15 protein-coding genes, 2 tRNA genes and 1 other RNA gene are annotated in these 17,045 nt (G+C 37.5%); 5 read left to right on the plus strand and 13 right to left on the minus strand.

Going from position 1 to position 17,045, the window contains the following annotated elements; all coding sequences use genetic code 11:
• Positions 1–15 precede the first annotated feature (15 nt).
• From F3G75_RS07550 to F3G75_RS07560, 3 genes are all read left to right on the plus strand, one after another.
• Positions 16–91 (plus strand) — tRNA-Val (locus F3G75_RS07550).
• 8 nt (positions 92–99) lie between these two features.
• Positions 100–176: transfer RNA gene (locus F3G75_RS07555), tRNA-Asp, on the plus strand.
• A 265-nt stretch (positions 177–441) separates the two neighbouring features.
• On the plus strand, positions 442–1,461 hold the full coding sequence (locus F3G75_RS07560) for a bifunctional 3,4-dihydroxy-2-butanone 4-phosphate synthase/GTP cyclohydrolase II (RefSeq protein WP_149717131.1): 1,020 nt from the start codon (positions 442–444) through the stop codon (positions 1,459–1,461).
• A gap of 47 nt (positions 1,462–1,508) precedes the next feature.
• Here F3G75_RS07560 and panB read toward each other — a convergent pair whose 3' ends face one another.
• The gene (gene panB / locus F3G75_RS07565; protein ID WP_103628444.1) at positions 1,509–2,318 is read right to left on the minus strand and encodes a 3-methyl-2-oxobutanoate hydroxymethyltransferase; all 810 of its coding nucleotides are present in this window, start codon (positions 2,316–2,318) and stop codon (positions 1,509–1,511) included.
• Positions 2,319–2,404: 86 nt separating this feature from the next.
• On the opposite strand from panB, the gene F3G75_RS07570 reads away from it, so the two are divergent.
• The gene (locus tag F3G75_RS07570) at positions 2,405–2,809 is read left to right on the plus strand and encodes a phosphorelay protein (protein ID WP_149717132.1); all 405 of its coding nucleotides are present in this window, start codon (positions 2,405–2,407) and stop codon (positions 2,807–2,809) included.
• A 26-nt stretch (positions 2,810–2,835) separates the two neighbouring features.
• Positions 2,836–3,195, plus strand: a transfer-messenger RNA (tmRNA) gene (ssrA, locus tag F3G75_RS07575).
• A gap of 49 nt (positions 3,196–3,244) precedes the next feature.
• On the opposite strand, the gene F3G75_RS07580 is transcribed toward ssrA, so the two are convergent.
• The 12 genes from F3G75_RS07580 to F3G75_RS07635 all read right to left on the minus strand — a co-directional run bounded on the left by F3G75_RS07580 (position 3,245) and on the right by F3G75_RS07635 (position 16,828).
• Entirely contained in the window at positions 3,245–4,132 is an 888-nt protein-coding gene (locus F3G75_RS07580; RefSeq protein ID WP_149717133.1) for a cache domain-containing protein, read from the minus strand.
• The gene (locus tag F3G75_RS07585; RefSeq protein WP_103579829.1) at positions 4,125–4,496 is read right to left on the minus strand and encodes an HIT family protein; all 372 of its coding nucleotides are present in this window, start codon (positions 4,494–4,496) and stop codon (positions 4,125–4,127) included. Before F3G75_RS07585 ends, F3G75_RS07580 begins: the two co-directional genes overlap by 8 nt.
• Positions 4,497–4,510: 14 nt before the next feature.
• Positions 4,511–5,551 carry an AI-2E family transporter gene (locus F3G75_RS07590; protein WP_149717134.1) on the minus strand — a complete coding sequence of 347 codons (1,041 nt, stop codon included), beginning with the start codon at positions 5,549–5,551 and terminating at the stop codon, positions 4,511–4,513.
• Between the two features lie 216 nt (positions 5,552–5,767).
• On the minus strand, positions 5,768–6,847 hold the full coding sequence (locus tag F3G75_RS07595) for a cytochrome C (protein WP_149717135.1): 1,080 nt from the start codon (positions 6,845–6,847) through the stop codon (positions 5,768–5,770).
• A 23-nt stretch (positions 6,848–6,870) separates the two neighbouring features.
• Complete coding sequence (gene ruvB, locus F3G75_RS07600; RefSeq protein WP_149717136.1) at positions 6,871–7,881, minus strand: Holliday junction branch migration DNA helicase RuvB; 1,011 nt, start codon at positions 7,879–7,881, stop codon at positions 6,871–6,873.
• A 49-nt stretch (positions 7,882–7,930) separates the two neighbouring features.
• Entirely contained in the window at positions 7,931–9,037 is a 1,107-nt protein-coding gene (locus tag F3G75_RS07605) for a sensor histidine kinase (RefSeq protein ID WP_149717137.1), read from the minus strand.
• Positions 9,021–9,689, minus strand: coding sequence for a response regulator transcription factor (locus F3G75_RS07610; protein ID WP_149717138.1), 669 nt, complete (start codon positions 9,687–9,689; stop codon positions 9,021–9,023). Before F3G75_RS07610 ends, F3G75_RS07605 begins: the two co-directional genes overlap by 17 nt.
• A gap of 90 nt (positions 9,690–9,779) precedes the next feature.
• Positions 9,780–10,715, minus strand: coding sequence for an NrfD/PsrC family molybdoenzyme membrane anchor subunit (nrfD, locus tag F3G75_RS07615; RefSeq protein ID WP_149717139.1), 936 nt, complete (start codon positions 10,713–10,715; stop codon positions 9,780–9,782).
• On the minus strand, positions 10,708–11,271 hold the full coding sequence (locus F3G75_RS07620; protein WP_149717140.1) for a 4Fe-4S dicluster domain-containing protein: 564 nt from the start codon (positions 11,269–11,271) through the stop codon (positions 10,708–10,710). The genes nrfD and F3G75_RS07620 overlap by 8 nt, the downstream gene beginning before the upstream one ends.
• A 9-nt stretch (positions 11,272–11,280) precedes the next feature.
• On the minus strand, positions 11,281–13,554 hold the full coding sequence (gene phsA / locus F3G75_RS07625; RefSeq protein ID WP_149717141.1) for a thiosulfate reductase PhsA: 2,274 nt from the start codon (positions 13,552–13,554) through the stop codon (positions 11,281–11,283).
• Positions 13,555–13,848: 294 nt separating this feature from the next.
• On the minus strand, positions 13,849–15,336 hold the full coding sequence (locus F3G75_RS07630; protein ID WP_149717142.1) for an anaerobic C4-dicarboxylate transporter: 1,488 nt from the start codon (positions 15,334–15,336) through the stop codon (positions 13,849–13,851).
• 91 nt (positions 15,337–15,427) lie between these two features.
• Positions 15,428–16,828, minus strand: a complete 1,401-nt coding sequence (locus F3G75_RS07635) for an aspartate ammonia-lyase (protein ID WP_072595163.1) — start codon at positions 16,826–16,828, stop codon at positions 15,428–15,430.
• Between the last annotated feature and the right edge of the window lie 217 nt (positions 16,829–17,045).

The raw sequence follows: 17,045 nt of genomic DNA on the forward strand, positions 1-17,045 counted from the left end.
ATTTTTTAAATTTTAGGTCGCTTAGCTCAGTTGGTAGAGCGCCACCCTTACAAGGTGGATGTCATAAGTTCGAGTCTTATAGCGACCACCATTTTAGGTGCAGCGGTAGTTCAGTTGGTTAGAATGCCGCCCTGTCACGGCGGAGGTCGCGGGTTCGAGCCCCGTCCGCTGCGCCATCATTTATTCTTTGACTTTTATTTTCCATAATTGCTGAAATTCTTAAAAATAGTGTATTTTATTAAAAATTTATGTTTTAAAATTTTACATATAAAATAAATTGAAAAATAAAATCTAATTTATCGCTACTAAATCGCATATATTTAAAAATAAATCTTTTCTAAATTTTCTAAATAATTGATACAAGACAAATCAAAATTAATATTTTTATCTCTAAGTTATCAAAAAATCAATATAATCGTAAAAATTTAATAAGGGAAATTTATGGCATTTGAAAATGTATTAAAAGCGATTGAAGATATAAAAAATGGCAAAATGGTAATTATGGTCGATGATGAGGACCGTGAGAATGAAGGAGACTTGGTCTTTTCAGCGGCAAGCAGCGATATGCAAAAGGTAAATTTTGCGATCACTCATGCAAAAGGCGTGCTTTGCCTTGCGATGGATGAAGCAAACGCAAAAAGACTTGATTTGCCACTAATGGTTTCTAAAAATACATCCAGCCACGAAACTGCATTTACTGTCACAATTGACGCAAAGGAAGCAACGACAGGCGTAAGTGCTTATGAGCGTGATATGACGATTAGACTTGCTGCTAGTACTGATTCGGTGCCTGAAAATTTTGTAAGACCTGGGCATATATTTCCGCTTATTGCAAAAAAAGGTGGTGTCCTCGTTCGTACAGGTCACACTGAAGGATCAGTTGATCTTTGCAAACTTGCTGGCGTTAGTCCAATGGCAGCGATTTGTGAGATCGTAAAAGAAGATGGCACGATGGCAAGACGTGATTATCTGGAGGAATTCTGTAAAAAATTTGACCTAAATATGATAAGCGTTTCTGAATTAGTAGAATACAGACTTAGCCACGAAAGCTTAATAGAAGTTTCGCCCGCAAAGAGTGTAAAAATCTGTGGTTTTGAAGCAAAAAGATATGACATAAAAGATCACGAAAATAAAAATCACGCTGCCTATATTTTCGGGGATATAAAAGCGCAAACTAATGTAAAATTTCAAAAAATAAGTAAAGATCATGAGATTTTAAGCGGAGATAAATTTGATAATTTATTAAAGTCGTTGGATTTTTTAAGTAAAAATGGCGGAGTGTTACTATTTTTAGACAGCAATAAAAGTGATGCAAGCTCACAAAAAGATTATGGTATTGGGGCACAAATTTTAAAGTATTTTGGTATAAGCGAAATTGAGCTTTTAAGCTCAAATAAAAATAAAGAATTTGTAAGCCTTGCAGGTTTTGGTCTTGATATAAAGGGCTATAAAGAAATTTAAATAGATAGCCTTTTGGCGCTTTTTATTTAACGCGGATATTAATCATCCTAATAGCAAAATTCTTCACTTGGAAAAATTTTGTCTTTTACATCATTTGCGTAGGATTGCACACTCTTTCTTACAATATCCGCTCCATCAAGATAGCGTTTTACAAATTTTGGTTTAAAGTCTTCAAAAAATCCAAGCATATCAGACCATACAAGTACCTGTCCATCGACATTTACCCCAGATCCGATACCAATAACTGGTATATGAACTTGCTTTGTTATCTCGCTAGCCACGCTACTCATCGTACCCTCAAGCAAGATACCAAACGCTCCAGCTTGCTCAAACGCCAAAGCCTCTTCAATTAATTCTTTTGCCTCGATCTCGCTTCTGCCTTTTATCTTATAGCCACCTTCAAATTTATAAAACTGAGGCTTTAAGCCAATGTGAGCCATAACGTTTATGCCCTCTTCACAAAGGCGCTTCACTAAATTTACTTGGTGCATGCCAACTTCGAGCTTTACCGCATCGGCATTTGTCTGTTTGAAAAATTTCATCGCATTTTTTATCACTTGCTTTTCATTTGTATAGCTGCCAAATGGCATATCAGCCATGATAAAAGTATTTTTAGCCCCGTTACAAACGGCCTTTGTATGATAAAGCATGGTATTCATGTCCGCACCTATCGTGCTTTCTTGCATATTAAAACTCATATTTAAGCTATCGCCAACCAAAATAATATCAGCATAATCATCAAAAAGCTTAGCAAATAACGCATCATAGGCAGTTATCATTACAATAGGCTCAATGCCTTTTTTATTTTTTATATCATTTATGCTTAGTTTTTTCTTCTGAGTTTTTTCATTTTTCATTGCAAGCTCCAAGGATTTTTAGCTAAAAGGCTAACAATTTTATCAAATTTTTGCTACAATTACGCCAATTTCTTAAGGACATAAAAATGGGTATATTAAAAAGGCTTGAAGTAGATTACTCTTATGATATAGTTGAAGAATTTTTATCTCACTATGCTTTAATGTGCGATTTACTTGAGCCTTTGATAATAAATTTAGGAAGAGCTGATAAATATAAAGATAGTATCTTAGAGCTTACTAGGATTTTTCATAATATTAAATCAGCAGCAGGATTCATGCATCTTGATCCGATATTAAAGCTTACAACTTTAGCTGAAGAGATAACCCAAGAGGCAAGAAGTCTAAAAGGGCCAGCAAATGATAAATTTATAGATTGGTTGCTACTTATTAGCGATCAGTTTAATAAATATAAAGATGATGTCGAGAACGATTTTGAATATTTTAGCGTTCTTGAACCAAAAATCATTGATGTGCCTGCAAAACTTAACTAAATAATTCACTAACCATTTTATTTTTTGGGAGCGACTTGGCTTCGACAGGAGTAGAGTGTGTACGGTGGCACGTCGCTTTGAGCAAAGCGTAAAAAGCTCAAATTAAATTTAAACGCAAACAACGTTAATTTCGCTCCTGCTTACGCTAAAGCTGCGTAAGTTCAGTTGAGCCTTGCTTAGTCTAATTCTAGCTAGGGACAAAAGCAAGTAATTTAGCTAGAGTAGGCTCGCAAAGTGACTACTTGCTAGCTGAAATTTTAGTCTTAGTCTAAATTTTGGTTTTGGAAAGTGAGCCTTTTTAGATGAAATTTTCACTTTTGCTAAGCGTGTAGAGGCTGTATGCATTTTGTTTTTGGACAGGGGTTCGATCCCCCTCGCTTCCACCATTCTTTTTATTTACACTATAAATACAAAAATTTATCAGATAAATAGAATCTAAAAGAGTTCTTCTGACTCAAAATAATTTTGTGAAATATTTCGCTCTTTTTCATTAGTATTTACATGAAGCACGTAGTAACCTATCTGTGTGTTACTAGCGTCTATTAATGGTACCACGCAAAAGTAGTGTGTTTTATAAACGTAAAAATCATATTTTTTAAAATCAATATCACGTAAAAAGCCTACTATATTTAAATTTGCACTACTTAAATTTTCAATATAGTAATCATTTAAAATTTGATCACTTGGAATGCTCTTACGTGAAGGCATCTTGTCTTTTGCCAAAAGAACAAATAGATCAATTCCTTGCTTTTTAAAATAATTTCCAAGTGAATCAAAATTTAATAAAACCTCGATGTTGCCAATAATTTTACCATCACGTATTACGTTTGAGACAGCCCTTATATGCGTTCCAGCATACCACGCCTCGATGCCGACCATGGGCTTGTTTTGATGCCTTGACTCTTGCACTAAAAACCTACTACTAGCGATCATATCGCCATATCTGTTTAGATCCCAACTCCTTACATAGCTTTTTAGATCTTTATCATAAATATGAAGCTTAATGTTGTTATACATCGAAGCTGCGCCAAGGGTTTTGGTTAAATTTTCGATATTTTTTATGCATTCATCGCGGCTTTGCCCTAGCAAGCACATTTGTATAGACTCATTTTGGGCAAGCAAGATCGAGATCGCCATTGATGAAAATTTCTCATCATCTATGCTTTTATTAAGCTGTTTTACCTGGTAATCAAAAAAGACTCGCATATTATTTTGCATCTTTTCAGCCATATAAGAGCTGTAAAGAAAGTAAAAAAGCCCTCCAAGTACTATGATAAAGATAAAAACGATATAAAAATTAAGATATTTTTTATATTTATTCAAAACTAGCCCTTAACTTTTCTTCTAAAAATTTTGCAAATTTATCAAATTCTGGCAACGCAAGCTCGCTTTTTCTTTTTGGATTAGCCCAAACGCTATCTGGGAAAAATGCGTCATTACTAAATCTAGCAATAACATGAATATGCACGTGTGGCACGTAGTTGCCAAAGCTTGCAATGTTTATTTTGGTTGGTTTATAAAACTCAAGCATAGCCTTTTCGCTTATAAGCATCGCCTCAAAAAGCCTAACTCTACTCGCTTCATCGCAATCGCTTAGCTCACGAAATGGCTTAATGGTAAAAATTTTTATCCATGGAAGTTCATTGTCTTCACGCTCGATTTTTATAAATTTATCTTCATAAATCATTTTTGTTCCTATTTTTATACAAAATTTCTCTCTCTTAAAAGCGTATAAAGCTTGATAGTCGAGATAAAAAATGTCACGATCGCTGGTCCAAGGATCACACCCCAAAACCCAAATGTCGTGATACCTGCAAGCATCGCGAAGAATATAAGAAGTTCATTTATCTTTGTTGGTATTTTAACCAGCTTCGAGTTTATAAATTTAATAACAAGTGGCTTTAAAAGCGTATCAGCTGCAAATGAGATCACTACGATCGTATAAATTGCGATAGTTATCGCTGCTGCTATGTTGCCATTTGCAAACGCATAAATGCTAATAGGCCCCCACGCTAAAATACCGCCAACAACTGGAATAAGCGAAGCAAAGCTAAAAAAGATGCCAGTTAGCACGCCGTCATAGCCGTAAAAGCTTGTGACAATAGCAAATAAAAAGCCTTGTATTATCATATTTGCGATGGTTGAATAAAAAACCACACTCATCACGTTGCCAACTTCGCTTAAAATAGACTCTGTGTCATCTTGTTTTAGCGGAAGTGCATATTTTAGATAGCTGATTAGTTCATTGCCGTAAAGATTGCAAAAGAAGAAAAAGACCAAGATAATGATCATATCAACGCCAAATTTAAGGCTTAACTTACCTAGACTTGCAAGATTTGTCGCAAGTTGAGAAAAAAGCATTTTAATATCAAGTCCGCCGATAAATTCTTTTATCTTTGGCTCTAAAAAATTTATCGACTCAGGCATCCTAAAATCATAATTTTTGATAAATTCGATAGTCTTTGTGACATTGTTTATATCAAAGCCAGCCGCGTATTTTGCGATCTCAACCACCGCATAAAGAAGTGGGGCGATAAATAAGCAAAGAAGCACCGACGTGGTAAGCGCCGATGAAAGCGTCTTGCGGTTTTTAGTGAGCGATAAAAATGCGATTTGGACATTTGAAACCGCGACAGCAAGCAGTGCTGCGATAAAAATGTCAAGTAGATATGGTTTAAAAAGATAGACCACCAAAGCCAAAGCACAAAATACAAAAATTCCAAAAAATAGTCTATTGTTCATCTCACTCCCTTAAAATGGGGTAATTATAGCAAATTTATCAAAGCTGCTTATTTATGTGATAAATTTGCTAAAACGCTTTGGCATCAAGCTTACAAAGCTAGCAAGCGTGGCTAGGCTTTTGGCATTTTTAGCATGCTACTAGCGCTTAGTAAATTTAGATAAATTTATAGTTTTACGCAAAATTTCTAGCTCAAAAGCTCATATAAATTTAGCCTTTTACGTGCACTGAAAATTTGCTCCGATGATCTCGCATTCATCACAAATTTGAACATATATAGTTCCCTCGCCATCTACTAGACTTCCAAGAGGAATTTGTGCTAGATATTTCATGCTTTTGCTACATTTTGGACATTTTAAATGCTCAGCATCTTGCTCCCACTGCGGATATCCACCAAGCAAAATTTCGCTATCTATCATATATGAGTAGTGAGCGCAAACCTCGCTAGCTAGCTCGAAATTTTGCCCATCGAGCGTTGCCACAGCATCTCTTAAATAATCTTCGCTATCACCCTCGCCTACTACCTCTGTTTGCACGCTATTGCCATCATTTTGGCAAAAGTACTGCAAAAGTCCAACGCATGTTGGACAAAATTTAAGCACAGCGTTATTTTTAAGCTCTAGCCCAAGTCGCTTTAGGCTCTCTTTTTTGATTGTAAATTCCAGCATCTCGCCGCTACAAAATTTACATTTTTCATCGTTTAATGCTTTAAATTTAACGCTAGCGTCCTCGTTTTTACTTGGCTCACAGGTAAAGCACTTATCAAAAACTAGGCTTCTTCTCTTGCCACTCTCATCAAAGCTCCAGCCTGCAACCTGAGCGTATGCATCAGTATCGACGTGAAGCTTTGCCTTCCAAGGCTTTGGCGCATTATAGAGCTTAAAAAATAGCTCCCTCACCACCTCATCGCCCTGCCATGCAAGTGCGCAAAGGATGTGATTTATTTTTACGATATTTTCAGCGCCATTTAGACTATTTATGAGCTCATCTCTTACCTCACTTGTGGCATTTTTATAAATTTCAAATGGGTAGTACTCGCCCTGCTTGGTCACTTCTTTTATTATCTGCTCGTCGCAAATGCCATGCAGGTAAAAAATATAGACAAGGTCGCTATAAATTTCATCATATTTGCCTATCTCGTCTGTGTGAGCTAGGACATTTTTTAGCTTTTGCTTAATCTCAGCCTCGCTTAAGCCTTGATAAAACTCGAGCTTCTCTTTTTGTCTGCAATCATAGCAGATCCCATCAAAGTAAATCGTCCTTTGCTTGCACTTAGGACAAAGATGTGGCTCACCCATTTTTGCTCCAAATTTAAATTTTGCTACTCAAAAAGCCCTTTTTCGATGTCGATCTTGACGTTAAAGGTCTCAAAGCACTTCGCACTTGCGATCCTGCCCTTTGCAGTGCGCTCGATAAAGCCATTTGCAAGCAGATATGGCTCGATGACGTCCTCAACTGTGCCCTCATCCTCACTAAGTGCCGCAGCGATCGTGCTAAGTCCCATAGGACGACGCCTTGCTTGCATCAAAATTTCTAAATACCTAATATCCATCTCGTCAAACCCAAGCGAATTTACACCAAGCGCGTCAAGCCCCTCTTTTGCACGCTCGTGGCTGATGATTAGCTCGTCATTTACCTCAGCAAAGTCGCGAATCCTCTTTAATAGCCTAAGAGCAATCCTAGGCGTGGCACGTGAGCGTTTGGCGATCTCAAGTGAGGCGTTTTTGTCGCACTCTTTGCCAAGCTTAGCTGAGGCGATCTGCACAATACGGCTTAGCTCGCTGCTTGTATAAAACTGCAGCCTAAAGTCCATTCCAAAGCGGTCTCTAAGTGGCGCTGAGATCATGCCAGCACGTGTCGTTGCTCCTATTAGCGTAAATTTTGGCAAGTCTATCTTGATAGTCTGGGCAGCTGGGCCAGAGCCTATGATAATGTCTAGCCTAAAGTCCTCCATCGCAGGGTAAAGCACCTCCTCGATAGCTGGGCTTAGGCGGTGGATCTCATCGATAAAAAGCACGTCGCCCTCTTGTAAATTTGTAAGGATCGCCGCAAGATCACCACTCTTTTCTATCATCGGTGCTGCGGTCATTTTGATACTTACACCCATCTCGTTTGCGATGATGTGAGCAAGGGTGGTTTTACCAAGTCCTGGAGGGCCGTAAAATAGCACGTGATCTAGGCACTCATTTCGCTTTTTGGCTGCTTTTATAAAGACGTCTAAATTTTGTTTTATCTTTTCTTGTCCGATGTAGTCTTCAAATTTTGTCGGTCTAAGCGAGACTTCAAAGTCATTTTCAAAGCTTACTTTTTCGATTTCAACGATTCTATCCAAAGTTTTTCCTTCTAAATTTAAGGCTTCATTTTACGCTTTTATGCTTAATTTAAGCTCGTTTAAATTTATAATAAAAGGTGCTGCCCTCGCCGTAGACACTATCAACGCCGTATAAAATGTCATGTTTTTGGCAAATTTCGCTGACGATATTTAGCCCTAAGCCAAAGCCGCCTTGGATTTCATCCTCTCTAACGTAGCGCTTCCAGACCTTTTTGACGTCCTTTATCCCCTTGCCAAAGTCTTGCACACTAAGCTTTATGCGCTCATCCTCAAAGCTTAAATTTATTAGTATCTCGCTCTCCTTTTGGCTGTATTTTATGGCGTTTGTGATGGTGTTATCGATGATGCGCTGAGCCTCGACCTTGCTTAGTATAGTAAATGCATCGCCTTCTAAATTTGTCTTTATTTCGATGTGCTTAACCTCGGCCACGCTTGAGAGAAATTTCACTCGCTCTATTATGTATTCGCCTAAATTTAGCCGCTCAAGTGGGAATTTTATATAGCCTCGCTTTATGAAGTATTCTACATCTTCGTAGGTTATTTGCATCTGTTTTAGGGCATTTTTGATACGGGTTATATACTTGTTTTCAAGTCCAAGCATCTCAAGGTTCATGCCAGCTACGCCAAGTGGGGTCTTTAGCTCGTGCATGGCATCGTTAAAGAAGTTGTTCATATACTTTTGAAACTCTTTATAAGGCTTAACGCTGCTTAGATATAAAAAATAGACGATAAAAAGCACTGCCACAAGGATAACAAGGAGCATAAGTGCCGCTAGAAATATGCTTTTTTCATTATCAAGCTCTTTTTCAACGACAATGTAATAAGGCGTTTTATCCTTTATAAAAAAACTTTTGTAAAACAAGTAGCCATTTTCTTCAAGTGTTACAAACTTAAAGTTGCTTGGCTGCTTGGTAAGATTTGAAATAATAGGATTAAAATTTACATCATAGATCGCAAATTTATACTTTAAAGAAGGAGTTATATTTTCATTTTTTAAAAACGAATTTTTGATAATAGTTTCATGCTTCATCGCACCAAAAAGAGCTTTTGAAGTGCTATTTTTTTGGCTTAAATTTAAGATCACAAAGCTTTGAAAACAAAAAAGCGACATTATGACAAATGTCGCTATGATCTGGATCTTAAAGCTCTTGTGCATCTATCTTGTAGCCTATACGCCTCTTTGAAGTGATAAAGTCACTAGTTGTTTTGTTTCTTATCTTTAAAACATGCATTCTGATATCAGCGCCTTCTATATCTTTGTCATTCCAGACAAGATCTCTTAGCTCTTCCATGCTGACGTAAGAATTTAGATGCGAAACTAGACACTCAACAAGTGCGACTTCTTTTGCACTAAGATCGACCATTTTGCCGTTTTTAAATAGCGCACGCTTATTTAGATTAAAGCTAAACTCGTCATTGATCTTTACTATGTTTTTATCGTCAGTTCCATAGTATTTTCTCATAAGCTCAGCTACTCTAAATTTAAGCTCAGCAAGCTCAAATGGCTTTTTTAGGTATTCGTTACAGCCAAGCTCGTAGCCAATAGCCATATCGCCTATATCAACTAAAGATGTTGTTAACATGATAGGAGCGTTTGGGTTTAGACTTCTTATGTACTTGATAACTTCATGTCCATTTACGCCAGGCACTTTTATATCAAGTATAAAAAGATGATAGAAATTTTTCTCTATCAGATCACACGCCTCTTGGCCATCACTCACCGCTGTAACTTCATAACCAAGCGTCTGCAAAAACTCACAGACGCTCTCTTGAAACCCTAAATCATCTTCTAAAAGCAAAATTTTCAAATCTCTCTCCTAAAAAATAAGTTTTATTAAGATTTAGCCCTATTGTAATATTTAATAGGTAAATTCAAAATTAAAATTATTTTTTAAGCATTAAATAAAAATTTGCCCCGCATAGACAATGTAACACCTTAGCAAAAAGACGCCACATATTACAAATAATGCGTTAATCACGGCAAATTCGCGTTTAAAATCATGCACCTTTAAAACGCTTAAGTCTAAAATGATAGGCAAAGCCATACCAAAACCAATGACGCCAATATAAAACATCAGCCCAAGAGAATTTGCGCTAAGTGCGTTTGCTACGCTCTGCGCACCACTTGTACTTGCGCTTTTTACAACCATAAAAAGAGCGACTATGAGCAAAAACTCAGCAATAATCGCAAAAAAGTCAAATTTTAATAAATAGTGTGCAGCATCGTTATGTTTTTTCTCTTTATCTTTTAGTACACCGATCAATAGCGTAAATGCACCAGCACAGCTCAAGCCTGATACTAAAAATAATACCGGCAAGACTGATGTATTCCAAAGTGCGATCTTGTGAGCTGCACTTAGCAAAAAGCCTGTATATGCACCAACGCCAATGCCTAGGACAAAAAGCAAAATTTCAAGTAGGCTTGAAAGCTTGCTAGCAAAATTTGCAACCACGTCAAAAAGAGAAATTTTAAGCATTGCGATCTCGTTTTTAAATGCACCAACTGCGTATATAACGCTAAGAGGCGTATAAACTAGAAGCAGTGCAACACCTATTGACATGACTGAGTCGAAGTTGTAAAGCAAAAGTATCCAGTAAAAGCTAAGCGGCTTACCAAGATCAAGCACCAAAAGAGCAAGTCCAAGGACGATCGCCACTGGAGCGATAAGAGCGGCTGCTTTAAAATAATAATTCTCTTTGCCATATTTTTTTGAAATGAGCACAGCAACGATGCTAGCACCCGCACTAAGTCCTGCTAAAAATAGATAAACGGCTATCGGCCAACCCCAGTAAATTTCAGAGTATTGAGCTAGGCTTCCTGACATGTTATTCATGGTGTGCTCCTTTTGTATTTGCGATCATCGCAAGTGAAGGTTTTGTGTTTAGCTCCGCTTTTGGCAAGTAGTATTTACTCTCTTTTAATTTCTTTGAAATTTTAGAGTTTTCATCATTTACATCGCCAAAAGTTAGGGCATTTGTAGGGCAGACGCTAACGCAAGCTGGCTCTTTGCCCTCTTCTAGCCTACTCTCATAGCAAAATGTGCATTTGCCTATCTCACCATTTGGCAAGACATAACGAGCGTCGTATGGACAGGCTAGGATGCAGTACTTGCAACTAACGCAAATTCTATGATCAAGCAGCGTCACGCCATCAGCTGTTTTAAAGCTAGCGCCAGTTGGGCAAACCTCAACACAAGGTGCATCTTCGCACATAACGCAACTTTGACGTAAAAAGTCAATCTTTAAATTTGGAAATGTCCCACTCATCTTCGCATGCACCTGTAAGCGGTAAAGTCCTCTTGGTACGTTGTTTGCACTTCTGCAAGCTACCGAACAGCCTTGACAGCCAATGCATAAATTTTCATCATGAATCATCATATATTTTTTCATTTTATATCCTTACGCTTTACTTATACTAACGCCAACATTTGTAACCATAGTCGCAGCCACTGGCCCTTCGGCTGGATTAAGAAGCACGCTTGTGTTAAGCCCCACGTGATTTATGCTATTAAGAGCTGGAGTGATGTGTCCAAAGCCGTGATAGATAAAGAGCGTATCTTCTCTAATGCCCTCAGTCACCATAAGCTTGCCCTTTTGCTCGCCAAATTTATTTTTCACCACGACCATATCGCCATCTCGTAAATTTTTACGTTTAGCTGTTTTTGGATTTATCCAGATAGGGCTATCACTCATAAGATCATGAAGCGACGGCACCGCCTGAGTGTGGCCGTTGGTATGAATAGGCGTTTTGCCACAAGTTAGGCAAAGATCATGTCCGTCAAATGTGTCCATATCTTTGTCATTTAGCGCGCCATATCCTGCAAACTGCGCCTCTACATCAGGCAAAAATAGCTCTATCTTGCCGCTTTTTGTTTTAAGCTTAGCCATATCATCCATTAGGCCATTTTCGCCTATAAATTTAGCAGCAACTGGATATTTAGCGATAAATTTATCGATCATGCCTTTTTCTCTAAACAAAATTCCCGGCTCATCCCACGTGATAAAGCCATCTTTTTCCAGCGCAGCAAGTAAATTTACATCTCCGCCGGCTTGCTGCATCCTAAACTCACGTATGTCGTTCCAAGTATAAAGCTCATCTATCTTCATGCGGCGTGCTAGCTCTCTAAAGATAAATGCTCCATCTTTTGTGTCGCCAACTGGATCAATAACCTTATTTCTTATCATATAAGCTGGCTTTAGACCTGACTTATCCTCTATGCCTTCGTCGCGCTCTAGGTAGCTACTCTCAGGTAAGATAACATCAGCAAAGGTCGCCATATCGTTTAGATAGACATCACTTACCACGATAAAATCAAGCTTCTTCATAGCCTCTATGCTCTTCATCGTCTCAGCAACGTTTATTAGGTGATTAAATCGGATGTTAAACCAGCCTTTTATGGCGTAAGGCTTTTCGTTTAAGATAGCGTCATTTATATCCATCAAAACGCCATGTTTTCTGCTTACAAATTTATGCCTACCAGTCTCGCCAGCGAAGTCTAGTCTAGTGACTTTTGGCACTTTAAATTTCTCATCTGGATTTTTAAGAACGGGGAATTTATCCTCGCCGACTAGCTTGTTAAAGGTTTTTGCGTTTTTGCCACCAAAAAGACCGCCTTTAACCTCCCAGTTACCCATCATCGCATTTGCCACCATGATGGCCTTTGTCCTCATATATTCAGCTTTTGTGGTGGTTGTCTTATGCCCAAAATCAAAAATAACTCTTGGGGCAGCTTTATAAATTTCATCAGCGATGCGTCTAACATCACTTGCTTTTATGCCAGTGATCGCCTCTTGCCATTCAGGCGTTTTGCCCTCTACGCTTTTAACGATCTCATCAAAGCCGGTTGTAAATTTTTCTATAAATTCTTTATCGTAAGTGCCATTTTGTATCCATGTATTTATGATAGCTAGCACAAAAGCTAGATCAGTGCCAGGTCTAACTGGCAGCCACTCATCAGCCTTTGAAGCCACCACGCTAAATCTTGGCTCAAGCACAAGTAGCTTTGTATCTTTTTTGGCTGCAAATTTAGCAAGCTTTTTTGCATCGGCTATAACTATGCCTTCAAAGAGATTGTGGCCAAAATTTACAACGTATTTTGCATTTGCAAAGTCTCTTTTTAGCTTAGCTATGCCATACATCTGTTCACAGACCATTTGATAGGTGATCGGACAGCACGAAAAGTGTGAAAAGCAGTTTGGCGAGCCGTAAGCTGAGGCAAAATTTACCATTAGCTTGTGTGTTTGCGAGCTTTTACAGGTAAAGACAAAGCTTTCAGGGCCATACTTTTGCTTGATCTCAAGCATTTTTGAAGCAACTAAATCAAGTGCCTCGTCCCAGCTGGCCTCGCGCCACTTATTTTCGCCTCTCTCACCAACCCTGATCAAAGGCTTTTTGACTCTATTTTCGTCATAAAGCTGACTAAAACCAGAGCCACCTCTTGCACAAAGCGAAGTTGCCGTACCGCCAGCTTTTGGATTACCGCTTAAGAAGCAAATTTTATTATCAACGACCTTTGCTTCGATAGGGCATCTTGAAGAGCACATCTCGCAAAAGCTATGGACGTACTTCTCATCTTGCTTTGCAGCATTTTCTAAAGCACCACCCGGCAAGGACGATGCAACCATACTAACTCCAGCACCGAATTTTAAAAATTCTCGTCTATTTAAGCTCATCTTTCTCCCTTTAAAAGATATTTGCCTTCAGTTATTCTAGTATTTAAAGTTGAAAATAAAATTAAATTTTACTTAATATTTATATTTAGATTTTTAGTTTTAAAAAATGAGTATTCTAATATCAAAATAAGTAAAATTCTAAAAATTATAAATTTAATTAATATAATTTTTAACGCAATCTTATAAAAATTTTGAATATAAAATTTTGATTAAGGATTTTGAATAGAAATTAAAAATTTTAAAGGGATTTAAAAAAGCCGAGAGAGATCTCGGCTTAAGTTTGATTTAAAATACTTATAAAAGTATCGGAGCTATCAAAAATCCAAGTGCGACAGAAAAAGCAATAGCTAAAACACCTGGAATAAAAAAGGAGTGGTTAAATATATATTTACCTATCCTAGTTGTTCCAGTATCATCCATTTGAACGGCTCCAAGTAGTGTCGGATATGTTGGCAATACAAACAATGCTGAAACTGCAGCAAATGATGCAACTAAAATATATGCGTCACCGTTATTTGCAGCAGTTAAACCAAGTGCGGCTATAACTGTAGGAATAAGTGCCTTTGCGGTAGCAGCTTGAGAATAAAGAAGCATACTAGCAAAAAATAGCGCAACAGCTAGCATAAACGGATAGTCTTTAACAAAATCGCCGGCAAAATTTTTGATCGCATCGGTGTGATTTACCACGAAAGTATCTCCAAGCCACGCTACACCTAGCACGCAGACGCACGCGGTCATACCACTTTTAAATGTAGCTGTATTAAATAACTTATCGACTTTAACGCCACAAGTTAGTGTGATTAAAGTAGCGATAACTAGCATAAAGCTCATAATAGCGTTATCTCTAGTTAATACCAACACCTTTGTAGGCTTATCTGGATCTTCTACATATTTTACATTAGTAGTTGAGTCAGTTTTGACTTTTATATCTTTTGCGACAAGTTCATTAAATTTATCTGGACTTTTGGTCTCATAAATTTTTTCATAGCCTGTTATATAGCTTGGTTTTATCCAGCCTACATTTTTACTAATAGCAGTAGCATATAAAACGACAGAGATAACGCCAACCAAGAATATTAAAACAGATAGTTTAGCCCCTTTTGGAAGCTCTTTTTTCTCTTCGATTTTAACATCTTTGATTAGCCCTTCTTTAAGTCTTCTTTGATACTCTTTATCGCTACTTAGATCAAGATTATAAAATATATTTATAACAAGAGCTGTTAGCATACAACCAATAAAAGTTGTAGGTATCCAGATAGCTAATAGTAATGGATAGCTAATGCCAAGTCCGCCCAAGGCATGCTCACCAGCCATAAATACAACCGCTGCTGAAACTGGGCTTGCAGTAATAGCTATCTGACTAGCAACAACAGCTATACTAAGAGGCGCGCTAGGCTTAATGTTTTGTGTCTTTGCAACTTCGGTAATAACTGGAATCATAGAAAATGCTGTGTGTCCAGTACCGGCAAATACAGTTAGCAGATAAGTGACAACTGGAGCTAAGAAATTTATGTATTTTGGATGTTTTCTTAGTATCCCTTCAGCTATTTGCACCAAATAATCAAGACCACCAGCTACTTGCATCGCTGTAATAGCGGCTATAACGGACATAATGATTAAAATAACATCCCAAGGTATACTACCTGCTTTTAATCCAAGTCCTAAAGTTAAAACTACGACGCCAATGCCACCAGCATAACCAATAGCCATACCGCCTAGTCTAACACCCAAGAATATCGCACCAAAGAGCACGATCAACTGTAATATCAATGAAATATCCATTGAAAACTCCTCTATTAAATTTTATAACTAAAATTTTTACTTAAGCGTGTCAGAATTTTGACACGCTTTTAATAATACTTTGCTTAAATTTCTACCTAACCATGCTTGGATTTAGCATATTTTTTGGCTCTAAAATTTTATCGATCTCTTCTTTGCTTAGATAACCTCTCTCTAGGCAGATATCACCAACTGCTTTACCAGTTTGCAAAGCCTCTTTAGCGATGCTTGCAGATTTTTCATAGCCAATGTATGGGTTAAATGCAGTTACGATACCAACTGAGCCTAGAACTGACTTTAAGCAAGCTTCTGGATTTGCTGTTAGTTTTCTTACAGCTTTTTCAGCTAGTGTTTTCATCGCGTTTTCAAGGATAAATATAGAGTTAAATAGCGCATAAGCGATGCCTGGCTCAAATGCATTTAGCTCAAATTCACCTCTTTCTGAGCAAAGCATGATAGTTACGTCGTTACCGATTACTTCATAGCACGCTTCGCCTACAACCTCAGCGATAACTGGGTTTACTTTGCCTGGCATGATAGAGCTGCCTGGTTGCATTTGTGGTAAATTTATCTCGCCAAGACCGCATCTTGGGCCTGAATTCATCAAACGAAGGTCATTTGCGATCTTACTTAGGCGGACGGCAGCAGTTTTTAATGCACCACTTACGTGAACGAAGTCTGCTGTATCTTGAGTAGCTGCGATGAAATCATCAGCTTTTTTGAAATCAACACCAGTGATATCTTTTAACTTTTTAACAACTACATTTTTATAATCAGGATGGCAGTTGATACCTGTACCAATCGCAGTTGCACCCATATTTAGATATGTCATTGACTCGCGCGCAGCTGTGATCTTTTCGATATCGCTTTTAATGTAGCTTGCAAATGCATTAAACGTATTTCCAAGCGTTGTAGGAACTGCGTCCTCAAGCTCAGTTCTACCCATTTTAATGATATCTTTAAAATCTTTTGCTTTTTTATCAAGTTCGTCTTTTAGTAGATTCATCGCAGCAAGCAAATCAGTAAGTTTTGCGTAAGTTGCTACTTTTATTGAGCTTGGGTAAGTGTCGTTTGTGCTTTGTCCAAGGTTTGTATGATCGTTTGGATGGATGTATTGATACTCACCTTTTTTATGACCCATGCTCTCAAGCGCGATGTTTGTAATAACCTCATTTGCATTCATGTTTGTACTTGTTCCAGCACCACCTTGGACCATATCAACCACAAATTGATCTAAAAACTCACCAGCTATTACTCTATCAGCGGCTTTTGCTAGCGTATCAGCGATCTTAGGATCTAAAACGCCAACCTCTTTATTTGCAAGTGCAGCTGCTTTTTTGATTTGTGCAAATGCTTTTACAAAGTATGGATACTCTTTTAATGTTCTACCGCTCATGTGAAAATTTTCGGTAGCTCTAAATGTTTGGATACCATAATAAAAATCGTCAGAGATTTCCAACTCACCTATAAAATCGTGTTCTTTTCTGGTTGCCATAACCATTCTCCTTATAAAAAATGTATTAATGAAATTATATAGATATTTAATATTTTAAATATTAATTACTACTTTATTTTTTTAAGCTTTGACTTTTAACCTAGATAAAACGACTTTTGGAAAAAAATTTATAGTAGCTTTTAAGCTATATTTAATAATATAGCTTAGATAAATTGTTATTTTAATAATAATATCATTTTTTTATTATATAAAAAGC

Source organism: Campylobacter concisus (assembly GCF_902460705.1).
Lineage (GTDB): Bacteria > Campylobacterota > Campylobacteria > Campylobacterales > Campylobacteraceae > Campylobacter_A > Campylobacter_A concisus_Z.